Origin of the sequence: Echinicola rosea (assembly GCF_005281475.1) — a bacterium.
Lineage (GTDB): Bacteria > Bacteroidota > Bacteroidia > Cytophagales > Cyclobacteriaceae > Echinicola > Echinicola rosea.
The window spans coordinates 4038896-4050745 of the sequence record NZ_CP040106.1; the positions used below are offsets into that span (position 1 = coordinate 4038896).

General features: G+C 44.3%; 7 protein-coding genes. 2 read left to right on the plus strand and 5 right to left on the minus strand.

Annotated elements, in window-relative coordinates; translation table 11 throughout:
* Positions 1 to 2: 2 nt before the first annotated feature.
* Genes FDP09_RS15945 through FDP09_RS15955 form a run of 3 tightly spaced genes read right to left on the minus strand, consistent with a single transcriptional unit; the run spans position 3 to position 5830 of the window.
* Positions 3 to 1109: an NHL repeat-containing protein gene (locus FDP09_RS15945; RefSeq protein ID WP_308421149.1), complete on the minus strand. Its 1107-nt coding sequence runs from the start codon at positions 1107 to 1109 to the stop codon at positions 3 to 5.
* On the minus strand, positions 1109 to 2602 hold the full coding sequence (locus FDP09_RS15950; RefSeq protein ID WP_137403620.1) for a DUF1501 domain-containing protein: 1494 nt from the start codon (positions 2600 to 2602) through the stop codon (positions 1109 to 1111). Before FDP09_RS15950 ends, FDP09_RS15945 begins: the two co-directional genes overlap by 1 nt.
* 3 nt (positions 2603 to 2605) lie before the next feature.
* Positions 2606 to 5830, minus strand: coding sequence for a DUF1553 domain-containing protein (locus FDP09_RS15955; protein ID WP_137403621.1), 3225 nt, complete (start codon positions 5828 to 5830; stop codon positions 2606 to 2608).
* Positions 5831 to 5940: 110 nt separating this feature from the next.
* Here FDP09_RS15955 and FDP09_RS15960 point away from each other — a divergent pair, with 110 nt between their 5' ends.
* On the plus strand, positions 5941 to 6807 hold the full coding sequence (locus FDP09_RS15960; RefSeq protein ID WP_137403622.1) for an AraC family transcriptional regulator: 867 nt from the start codon (positions 5941 to 5943) through the stop codon (positions 6805 to 6807).
* 56 nt (positions 6808 to 6863) lie between these two features.
* Here FDP09_RS15960 and FDP09_RS15965 read toward each other — a convergent pair whose 3' ends face one another.
* Complete coding sequence (locus tag FDP09_RS15965) at positions 6864 to 8279, minus strand: sulfatase-like hydrolase/transferase (RefSeq protein WP_137403623.1); 1416 nt, start codon at positions 8277 to 8279, stop codon at positions 6864 to 6866.
* A 6-nt stretch (positions 8280 to 8285) separates the two neighbouring features.
* Entirely contained in the window at positions 8286 to 9548 is a 1263-nt protein-coding gene (locus FDP09_RS15970; RefSeq protein ID WP_137403624.1) for a glycoside hydrolase family 117 protein, read from the minus strand.
* Positions 9549 to 9957: 409 nt separating this feature from the next.
* Here FDP09_RS15970 and FDP09_RS15975 point away from each other — a divergent pair, with 409 nt between their 5' ends.
* On the plus strand, positions 9958 to 11562 hold the full coding sequence (locus FDP09_RS15975) for a guanine nucleotide exchange factor domain-containing protein (protein ID WP_137403625.1): 1605 nt from the start codon (positions 9958 to 9960) through the stop codon (positions 11560 to 11562).
* Positions 11563 to 11850 lie beyond the last annotated feature (288 nt).

An 11850-nucleotide genomic window follows, 5' to 3' on the forward strand; every position in this document is an offset into this window, starting at 1 on the left:
CGTTATATCCTTTCTAGTTTAATGGGCGGCGTATGGTGGGCATTCCACTGGCACACATATAGGTTCTTGTCCTCATCCACACATACATCATGGCCATGGTTAAAAATGGGCGTCTCAGCCCTATACATTTGTTGTAGTTCTCCATTTTCATAGGATGGTGAACTGCCTCCGGGGTTGGAGACGACCCTATTTCCTTCCATCACCGTAACAAACCCCGTATCACGTACCCAACCTTTGTTTTCGTCCTTGGTCTTGCTCCAGCAAACACCTGCGTACAGGTTGTCATCATCAAAGACAGGTCGGCAAACATAAAGCCCTGGTAATTCCACCGTCTTGATATATTCTCCCTCCAAGGTAAAATACTTGAAGCAATTTTCAGTCCGCGAGGTACATACCAGCACCGGTTTCTCACCTCGGTAGTCTATGGCTATGCCATGGGCATTCTGCAGATTTTCAGTTGCATTTTCATTGTGATGGCCGCCAAAATGCCGTTTATATTGGCCTTTATGGTCATATTGAATGATATAATCTGATCCATATCCATCAGCCACGTAAATATCCCCATTGGGGCCTACAGCTATCTCGGTAGGCATAAATGGCTCGTCCTCCTTGTAGACCCCGATAGTATGCGGATCTGGTAGGTTAAAAATCAGCCTTCCATTTATATCGGTTTTCGATACAAAACCTGCCTGTCGCTGCATGGCTCCATTTCTGTCCATGAACCAGCCACAATCCGCAATATAAAGCACATCCTCTCCCCCTTCATCATGGATGGTAAGTCCGTGCCCTCCGGGGTATTGTGTCCCCCAATAATCCAGCAGTTTTCCCGACTTATCAAAAACCAAGATATTGTTATCCGTATGGTCTCCTATCATCAGGAGCCTACCTTTACTGTCAATGACCATTTCATGGCAATTGAGGAGGGAAGTTTGAGCCAAGCCTATCTTGGCCCAGTCCCGGTTTACTTTATATCTATAGTCTCCGTGTCCGACGATTTGATCTTCCAGTCGAGTGGATTTTCCCATCCCCAGACTGATATTGGGAAACATACTCGCTGCACTTAGGGCCATGGCCGTGTTTTCTATAAATTTTCTCCTTGAGTTTATCATTATGCTAAAATATCTTTTACTACATGCCCCCCTACATCGGTGAGTCTAAAACGACGGCCTTGGTGCTTGAAAATAAGTTTTTCATGGTCCACCCCTAGCAGGTGCAATAGGGTAGCATGAAAATCATGGACATGCACCGGGTTTTCAGTTACATTATAACTAAAATCATCCGTAGCTCCATAGGTAAATCCAGGCTTCACTCCCGCACCGGCCATCCACATGGTAAAGCACCGGGGATGGTGGTCTCTTCCGTAATTATCAGGCGTCAATTTTCCTTGGGAATATACCGTCCGCCCAAATTCACCTCCCCAGATCACCAAGGTATCCTCAAGCATCCCCCGTTGTTTAAGGTCCTTGATCAGGGCTGCGGTGGCCTGATCGGTATTCTTACATTGATTTCGAATGCCTCCTGGCAAATAATTATGCTGATCCCATCCTCTATGGTAAAGTTGTACGAATTTCACCCCTTTCTCCAATAGCCTTCTTGCCATGAGACAATTTGCCGCATAAGTACCGGAATCCCGACTGTCCTTTCCATACATATCAAAAATATGCTCAGGCTCGTCGGACATGTCGGTGATTTCAGGCACAGAGGTCTGCATCCTATAGGACATCTCATATTGGGCTATTCTCCCTAATATCTCCGGATCACCATAGGCACTATGTTGAATCTCATTTAATTGTTTGAGGTAATCCAACATTTTTGCCCGGTCCTCGCCATCGTAATTTTCTGGATTGTTGAGAAACAACACGGGTTCCTTACCAGACCTAAACTGGACACCTTGGTGCTGGGTCGGCAAAAAGCCATTGCCCCATAACCTGGAATAAATGGGCTGACCTCCTGCATTTTTTGAATTAAGGACAATAAATGTGGGCAGGTTTTCATTGGATGAACCTAGGCCATAGCTGACCCAAGAGCCGATGGATGGCCTGCCCGGCAACTGGTGTCCTGTCTGGAAGAAAGTAATGGCAGGGTCATGGTTAATCTGTTCGGTTTGCATTGACTTTATAAAACACAGGTCATCCACCACTTCGGCGGTATGGGGCATCAGCTCACTTACCCAAGCCCTACTTTCCCCATATTGGTCAAATTTATAGGCACTCGGCGCAATCGGCAGCGACGACTGCTGGGCACTCATCCCCGTCAACCGCTGCTCTCCCCTGACACTCGGAGGGAGTTCTTTTCCAAACATATCCGACAAGGCCGGTTTATAGTCAAATGTTTCAAACTGGGACGGCCCTCCGCTCATAAAGAGGTAAATGACACGTTTGGCTTTGGGGAGATGGTGGGGAAGCCCCGGTAATCCACCATTGCCCACCGGTGGCAAGCCACTGTTTCGGGCAAATAGCTTGTCCGCCCCAAACAGGCTTCCCAAAGCAGCTGCTCCCAGCCCTAGAGAGGTCCTGGTCAAAAACTGCCTTCTATCTATCTTTTTTTCTTCTTGTTGCATCTCCTGATCGGAGGAGCGCAAGATATCATGATGGTGACACATAGGTTATCTTTTTGTTATTGCTGCATCTGAATTAATGATTACGCTGGCCACAACTGCATTGGCGGCTATGTCCAGCAGATCCAGTTGGGGATCTACCTGGTACTCGCCTGCCTCCAGCCATCCTTTGGCTTTTTGAGGATTGTTGGCGAATTTCTCGTATTCTTTTTCCTTGAGTTCGGTAAGTAACCGAAGCTCCTCTGTTTTCGGCTCCCTACCGGTGAGTTTGATGAACGTCCGACTAATGGCGGTTTCATTTTCAGCTTCCTTGGCCATTTCTTCGCCCAGCTTTTTAGAAATCTCCACGAAAGTAGGGTCATTCAACAATACCAAGGCCTGTAGCGGCGTATTGGTCTTTTGTCTCCTTACGGTACACTCACTCCTGTTAGGCTGGTCAAATGTCGATTGGGTGGGATTGGGCACCGTTCTTTTCCATAAGGTATATAAAGACCTCCTGTAAAGTTTATCGCCGGTATCCTGCACATAGGTATCTGCATTCATGGCCCATAATCCTTCTGGCTGGTAAGGACGGACGCTTTTGCCCCCTATCTTTTCTACAAGTAAACCACTCGCCGCCAACCCATTATCACGGATCATTTCACTGCTCAGACGTACTTTTGGTCCTCTGGCAAGGTAGGTATTGTCAGGATCATTCTTTCTTATTTCCTCAGCTACTTTAGACGACTGCCTGTAAGTCGCTGACATAACGATCTGCTTGTTAAGGGCTTTCACATCCCAGCCACTTTCTCTAAAACTTATCGCCAGATAATCCAATAAGGCAGGGTGGGAAGGCAGCTCTCCTTGGTTGCCAAAGTCCTCACTGGTCTTCACAATCCCCCTACCAAAGAAATTTTGCCAATATCGGTTGACCGCCACCCTAGAGGTGAGTGGATGGTCAGGATGAAAAAGCCATTTGGCCAATCCAAGCCTGTTTTTTGGGTAATCCTCTGGCATGGGCAATATCCTTTCTGGAACATCCGGCTGGACCTCCTCTCCATGCTCACTGTACAATCCCCTTTCCAGGAGATAGGACTGACGCCTATTTTCCATCTCCTTCATGATCATGACCTCTGGTACCTGCTCAGTACTGTCCACCAAGGCCGTCCGCGTTTGCATCAACTCTTTTTCTACCTCTTGATAGGGACGATAAACCTGTTTTAGGTAATATTCGTATAATAGCTCCTTTTCTGTCCCCGATAGTTGATCGGATGTTTTTTCGAGCATCCGAGGGGGCTCTTTTCCTGCCCAAGCGAGTACCTCAAGGCCTGTCAGCTGCCTACCATATACCTGAATTTCATCCACCATTGCATTGCGGATGCCAAAGCCCCTCCATCTTCCGCCGATTTTCAGGCCGGGTTCTATTGGATCTTTATAGATTTGGTCTTCATAGTTCCCAAATATAATGTCCTTATAGAGGTTGTCGTTGACGACAGTCATCTCCATTTCTTCACCGTTCATAAATAGCTTAAGTCCTTCTGCCTGACTGCTACCATCATAAGTCATCGCTACATGGATCCACTTTTCCCTGGGGATTTCCTGCACCGAATGTTTCTCAATTGCATTATCCGGCCAGGTATGGGCCATTAGTAGCTCTAGTTTATTGTCCCTTAAATACAGGTGGTATCCTTTATAACTGTGCAGTCGGGCTCCTTTGTTTTTATGGAAGAGCACACCTTCTTTCAGTGAATCCGGAAGATGGACCCACATCCCAATACTGAAAGCTTCATTTCGCTTGTATATTCCGACAGGCTTAAGGTCAAGCCAAGCATCTCCATCAATTTTCAATGCTTTTCCTGACCGGCCTTCCACAAAAGTAGGCTGCTCACCTTTCGTGGCATTCCTGTCCATCTTTCCTGATTTTCCCGTGACGGTATTGGTCAGGTTACCGTTAAGGTCAAACCGGCCTGCCCTTCCTTCCAAATCCGAAAGGGAGATTTTCTGATATTCTTGGTTCTCTATCCATTCTTCCGCTTGTGTTTTCCCTTCTTCAGCTGCTTTTTTGAGTTTGTTCTCATCATTCTTCTCCATCTCCTCTAGGTAAGCCAAGACCTTTTCCTGCTTTTCATTGGGCCAAAGCATATTGGGGACAGGGGTATCTCCGGCATCCCATGAAATCTGCCCTGTCTCATTAAGGTTATTGAAATAGGCATAAAATTCGAAAAAGTTCTTTTGGGAAATGGGATCGTATTTGTGATCATGGCAGCGGGCACAGGCCATGGTCATCGCCATAGCTCCTTGGCCCAATACGGATGCCCGGTCAGCCACATACTCTACCCTAAACTCCTCATCCACAATACCACCTTCCATATTTTGGGGATGAAGCCGGTTAAAACCAGTAGCCAACAGCATCTCTTTGGTCGGATCAGGATATAAATCCCCTGCGATCTGCCAACTCAAGAACTGGTCATAGGACATATTTTCATTGAAAGACTCAATGACCCAAGTCCTCCACGGACTCATGTCTCGGTAACGGTCTACTTGATACCCATACGTGTCGGCATATCTGGCCACATCCATCCAGTCCATGGCCATCTTCTCACCATAGTGTGGCGACTCCAATAACCGGTCTACTTGCTTTTCATAAGCATTGGGAGACTGGTCGTTTACAAACGCCTCTATTTCGGCTGGACTTGGAGGAAGTCCGGTCAGGTCCAGCGACAAACGCCGAAGCAAAAGCGGCCTTTCCTCTTCTTCGACAAAAGACAGTCCTTTCTTCTCTAACTTTGACAGGACAAAACGATCAATATCGTTATGGACCATCTCTTCATCATCCACTTTCGGTACTTCTTTCTTTTCAGGCTTTTTAAAAGCCCAATGGGGCTCAAATTCAGCTCCATCTTTTATCCACTTTACCAATATCGCCTTTTCCCGGTCTGTTAGTGAAAGGTTGGATTCGGGACTTGGCATCACCACATTTTCATCTTGGCTCAATATGCGTCTGACGACCTCGCTTTTCCCTGGTTTCCCCGGTACGATGGCACGCTCTCCAGAATCACCTGAACCATGTGCAGTCTCTGCCATATGCAGCTGCAACCCCGCTTTTATCGTCCCCTTGTCCGGGCCATGACAGGCAAAACATTTGTCTGAAAGTATCGGTTTTACATCCGCATTAAAATCCAATTGCTCAGGAAGGTCATTATACACTTCTTCTATTTCGGGAGGAATCGGCTCCGAACACGACCAAAATATAATATTGATCAAGAAAAATATTAAACGTATATAACTTTTCATAAATGGGTTTTATTGTTTTTTATACTTTTACAAATATTCTTAATTGGAATTTAATTCTATTATAGTTATTCGATTAAAAAATATACATTTCCGATATTCAGCAACAAAACATGAAATTAAACTCCTTACAGTTACAATTGCTCCACGCCGGCAAAGCTAGGCTCGACAACAGATGGAATTTTGACAATGTGATCAGCCCTTTTTATCGCCTATATCTAATCAAAGATGGTTCGGGTATAGTAAACCATTCCAATGAAGTATTCAACCTCAAACCTGGCCATCTATACCTTATTCCTAGCTTTACTTTTGGACGGTATTTTTGTGAATATTTCCAGGTCCAATATTACTTGGGGGTCGTCGAAGACATCGGAGACGCTGGTTCTGTCTTTGACCACTTTAACTTTAGCTATGAAGTACCTGCAGTACCTGCTGACGAGTTGATTTTCAAACGAATAATAGAAATCAATCCAGGCAGAAACTTGATCAATGATGACCCTAAGGTATATGACAGGTATCCTGAGCTTGAAAGTTTCAAAGTAAAAAACCAAGAAATGCCTCCTTCTAAATCCTTAGAAACCCATGGCCTGCTACAACTCCTTTTGTCCCGGTTTATACGGCATACCAAAATATCTGAGCAGCCCTCTATTAGCGAAGGTAAAATCCAGGAATCTGCTAAATTCATCCGTAAAAACCTACACAGGGACCTTACCGTTCAGGAAGTCGCCGATGCAGTCAATTTAAGTACAGACTACTTTTCCAGTATCTTCCAAAAGACCTTTGGTATTCGGCCATTGAAATATATACAATCCCGAAAAATAGAAAGGGCCCAAGTACTGCTGGCCACCACCAATGACCCCCTGCCCATAATCGCCGAGAAAACCGGATTTGAATATGTCAGCTATATGTCCAGATTATTCAAACAACAAACAGGAAAGAGTCCAGGCCAATATCGAAAAGACCTTTTGGGTAGGCAGTAAAGGAAATTAATTCGGGATATTGCATTATGACAAGGTGTTAAAGCTGGGTATCCAGTTCAATTTTCAGGGTATTGTGTCCGGTATCTGTCCATCCGCTCCATCCCTTTTCCTTCATACTCCCTTTTTAGTTGCCATAAAGGACGCTCTAGTGAAAGCTCCCACTCGAAAAGCTCCTTGTATAGCTCACGCACCATATCGGGATGGTCATAGGCCAGGTTTTTCTCTTCTCTTTCATCTTGACGGATATTGTACAATTCCGCGGGACGGTCTGGAAAACGCAATAATTTCCAGTCTCCCTTTCGAATGGCCCCTCGATTCTCCTTTTTCCAGAATAATTTATCATGGGGCCTTTCAGCAATCTCCCCTGACAGATAAGGCAATAGATTCACTCCATCGCTTCCCTCCAACACCTCAGGATCTCCCCCCGCTGCTGCATAAAAGGTAGGCAAAAGATCCAATGTGGAAGTGGGAAATGAATAGGAGCTCCTCCCGGAAAGCCCCGCCGGGTACCTTACTAGACATGGAACCCGGATTCCCCCTTCCAAGTGATTGGCTTTAGTCCCGCTAAGGGGATAGTTATTGGCGGCACTGGCATCAGTAGGGCCACCATTATCATTGGTAAAGACCACTAGGGTATTTTCGTCCAGACCTAACTCTTTGAGCTGGTTCAGCACCTGTCCGCAAGCCCTATCCATTGCCAAGGTCATGGCAGCCATTTTTTTTCGTTTTCCTGAAAGCCCCTCTATCATGACCAAATCCTCTTCTTTGGCCTCCAGTGGTGTATGAACGGCATTAAAAGACAAGTAAAGAAAAAAAGGTTTGTCTCTATTATCACGGATAAAACGACAAGCTTCATCGGCAAATACATCTGTCAAGTACCGCTCCGGCTCTTTAAACTCCCCAAAGCCACGCTCTATTCGGTCTTCGGGTCGACTGGCTTTTTGGCCTTCATCCAAGGGCCAAAAACTTCTGGCGCCCCCACGAAACCCATAAAATTCATCAAATCCGCGGTTCAATGGATGGAATTTATCTGCATTTCCCATGTGCCACTTCCCTATGACCATGGACCGGTAGCCCAATGGCCTGAGATGATCTGCAATAGTATTTAAGCCTATGGGCAATCCCATTTCATCTCCAGTTAGTCCAGAATCACTCATAATCCCAGGGACATTATTTTCTTCAAAACCGAAGCGTTGCTGGTATTTACCTGTTAACAATCCAGCTCTAGAAGGGCCACAAACCGCAGCAGTAACATAAAATTGGTCGAGCTCAACGCTTTCATCTGCAAACTCATCCAGATAGGGTGTTGGAAAGCCACTGTTTCCTTGGAAGCCAAAATCATAATACCCTGCATCATCGCTGAACAACAGCACGATATTGGGCTTTTTTTGTTGTCCAACTACATTTGAGGCACTGCACAGTGCCGCCACCAGCACCAGAAATTTTCGGAAACAATTTATGGGTAGTATCATCAACTTCTATTTATCACCTTTCCTTACCCGTGCATTTTCTTCGGCAATTCTCTCTTGCTGTTTCGTGCTCAGACCATGTTGGTAATAAAATTCAGGCTTATAGTAGTAATTATGCTTTTTCATTTCCGGGTCATGGATATCCAAGCTCAGGTCGCAATCAAACCTTAGCAGGATAGCGTGATTATGCTCCCAATCGGTGGCATTTGTGATATGTGAAATGCCCCAAGTGATGCCTTTGCCATAATCCGTATCCGTAAAAGCATCTGGCATAAAAGGACCAGCGGCAGTCGGCATTAAATTGGTAATCGAAGCAATTTCAAAGTTCACTCCATCTTCTGCATATTGAATGGTAAAATGCTCATTTCCATCTTTTATGACCAGAGCAGCGATGCCTTCTTTGAACGGAAAAAGTGTGGTCTCATGTCCACTATTGATAACCGGATTCAATGGATGTTTTCTGAATGGACCAAGTGGGTGATCGGCTAAGGCCAGTCCTTGCATCCTTACCAAATTAGGATCACCATCAAAATCAGACTTGTAGTATAAGTAAATTTTACCATCATGCACAATAGGTTGTGGGTCGTGAATGGAAAACTGATCCCATTCTCCTTCTCCTCCATTGGGAATGACGATTTCATTGTACGGCGTCCAAGGACCGTCAGGCGAGTCGGCATAGGAAACGGCCACTGGACAGTCATCTCCCCGCTTGCCACTTGCCTCCATAAAGCCTTGATAGTACAGGTAGTATTTTCCTTCCCATTCCAATATATCCGTAGTCGTCACTGAGCGCCATCCCACTTGTGGCTTAGGAGGTCTCGGCACTGCTACGCCCTGTTCTTCCCAATGGACACCGTCCTTACTGGTAGCATACCAAATCTCCGAGAGGTCCCAATCTGACGACGGAATGGTGTCATTGGACTTTTCGGCACCCTGGGGAGGTACAGGTGTATTTCTGTATGTATACCAAACGTAATATTGGCCATTCGCAAAAATCACTTTAGAAGGATCCCTTCTTGAAATGGTCCCGTCGTGGCCGTTATAATCGAAGCCCTTTAATTCTGTATATTTAAACTGGCTGTACAGTTCATTGTCTTCTGGCCTGGGCGCGGGGTAGGCATCGTAATTTCTTTCCAACGCTGCACTGAGTTCGATATCCGGCTTTTCTTTAGGTAAGACAAATGGAAACGCTTTGGATGACTGCTCTTGGGCAAAGACATTCATGGTAATTGTCAGCCCTCCTACTAGCGCCATGGTTAATTTTCTGTTCATCGTATTTTAAGGTTATTTCAAGTTATTTAAATCATTAAATAGCCGTCAGGCAATAAATCTGTTCCCCTAAAATGATGGTAAATCCATAAACCACGGCAATACTCCTCCTAGACAAAAACTGTACAGTACAATAAAACCCTAAACATCCTTATTTAAATTACTGGACAATTCTATAAATTTAAAACTTACTTACTAACAAAAAATTAATCCATATTCCGAATTGACCATTAAAATTTTAGAAAAATACAATAGTAAAGAGACATATGACCATCCAAAAAAAACATACCAGCTACTAGACTATTTCCAAAGCTGTCTAACTTACATCTGACAATCTACTAGATTAATTAACATGAACCCAATCCATTTAATCTCCAGTAAATTTCAAGATATACGGCCAATAAACCTTTTAATGGCCTTATTATCTTTGTTGGTACTCGCTGAACCAATCACTGCCAAGCAGTTTCCTCCTCAAGGGATTTATAAAAAAGGCCGGTGTATCGAAGGGGATAGTTTAAAAACCATTGATCCGGAAGCCTCCTTAAAGCTCTTCCAGCAATGTAAATCCGACCTACTCCGTAAAGGCGACACCCTCGGCGCCATCGACATCATCAACCGTATCTCCAATATCCATGGAAACCACGCTCGCTATAAAATGGCTTACGATGGATACTGGGAAGCGCTCGACTTGGCGACGAAGGCCAACTTAGAATATGCCAGAGGAACCATCTACTATAAAATCGGCCAAACCTACGGGTACTATAAAAAGATCAACAAATCACTCAATTACCTGAACATTGCCCTTGATATCAACAAGAAACTTATCGAGGCCGGTGAGATCCATAAAAATGAACTGATCAACAACTACCTGGGAATGGTGGCCCTTTACCGACAAAACCAAATGCCCTTTGAGGCCAAAAAGTACTTGGACAGTTGCTTTCAGATACTGCCCCCTACCGTTACGCCTGTAGAATCCCCTTATATTTTCTTTGAAAAAGGCTATGTCCTGTCAGAAACCGGAGACCCCGAAAAAGCCATTTCCATATCGAAAGAAATCATACCTTGGTTTCAAAAAAACACACCGAGCTATCTCGTGCTGGTATATGCTTATTTGGCAGACTATTACAAAGTACAAAAGGACTTTCAAGCAAGTGAAAATTATTACTTGCAGTCCATAGAAACATCAGCCAAATACCATAGCCACATCGATTTCTCTTCCCTGGTACACAAAAAACTATCTGATCTATATGCACAAATAGGGGATTTCAAAAATGCCTATATCAGCTTGGGAGAAGCCAAAAGCTTGGATGATCAGTTTTTTGACAGCAGAAGCCCCAGCAATACCGGTTTGTTGGAAATACAGGACCTCTTTCGCTTAGAAAAGGAAAAGCAGGAAGAACTCCTCCAGCAACAACGGCTCGAAACCTTGGAGCATAAAGACCGCGTGTCCTTTCTTCAAAAGGTGATATTGGCCATTATCATTGTATTTGGTGCATTTATCGGCGGAGTATATATCCGTAATCGAACCAAAAAATTCAAAGCTGAAAAAGAATACCTTAAGAAAAAGCAATCCTTGGATGTCCAAAAAGCCCAAGAGGTATTAGAAATCAAGAACAAGGAGCTTATCGCCAGTACGGTGCAATTGATCGAAAAGGATCAGCTGCTAATGGACATCAAGACACAGCTCAAGGAACTTAAAAAAGATGACCAAAAGACGCCTGTCAACACATTGATAAAAAATATCGACTTTCATTCTACCCGAAATTGGGATGAGTTCGAAAAGCGGTTTATCCAGATTAACACTGGATTCTATGAGCGATTGAAGGCCAAATTCCCAAAACTCAACCATAATGACCACAGACTGTGCGCCTTGATCAAATTGAATATGTCAAGTAAGGAAATGGCAAGTTTACTGGCCATCTCTGTAGAGTCCGTGCACACGAATAGGTACCGCCTAAGAAAAAAACTACAACTGGATAGAAGTGTCAACCTGGAAGACTATATAGGGAATATATAAACCGCTATTCTGAGCATCACTTTCTTTTCACTTTATCGTCAGTTTCAATCATTTCACCTCTTGTCCATATGTTTCATATCCGATAACATTTGGACAATCTTCCTCATTTTTATTCTTTCGAAAAAACACACTAACACCATAAAAAAGGCTGTAACAAGCCATTACGCACTGTTTTCCATCGTTGTCTAGTTTATATCGAGGCACAATAATTGGTTTAAGGGCAGGAATTCAACTTTTTGCTAGGGTCAATTAAAGTTAATAACCCAAACCCTATTCTTATGCAAAACT

Bases quoted from the DNA above. Each gene is read 5' to 3' on its own strand.
- FDP09_RS15945 (WP_308421149.1), bottom strand. From the start codon at position 1,109: ATGATAAACTCAAGGAGAAAATTTATAGAAAACACGGCCATGGCCCTA.
- FDP09_RS15950 (WP_137403620.1), bottom strand. From the start codon at position 2,602: ATGTGTCACCATCATGATATCTTGCGCTCCTCCGATCAGGAGATGCAA.
- FDP09_RS15955 (WP_137403621.1), bottom strand. From the start codon at position 5,830: ATGAAAAGTTATATACGTTTAATATTTTTCTTGATCAATATTATATTT.
- FDP09_RS15960 (WP_137403622.1), top strand. From the start codon at position 5,941: ATGAAATTAAACTCCTTACAGTTACAATTGCTCCACGCCGGCAAAGCT.
- FDP09_RS15965 (WP_137403623.1), bottom strand. From the start codon at position 8,279: ATGATACTACCCATAAATTGTTTCCGAAAATTTCTGGTGCTGGTGGCG.
- FDP09_RS15970 (WP_137403624.1), bottom strand. From the start codon at position 9,548: ATGAACAGAAAATTAACCATGGCGCTAGTAGGAGGGCTGACAATTACC.
- FDP09_RS15975 (WP_137403625.1), top strand. From the start codon at position 9,958: ATGGCCTTATTATCTTTGTTGGTACTCGCTGAACCAATCACTGCCAAG.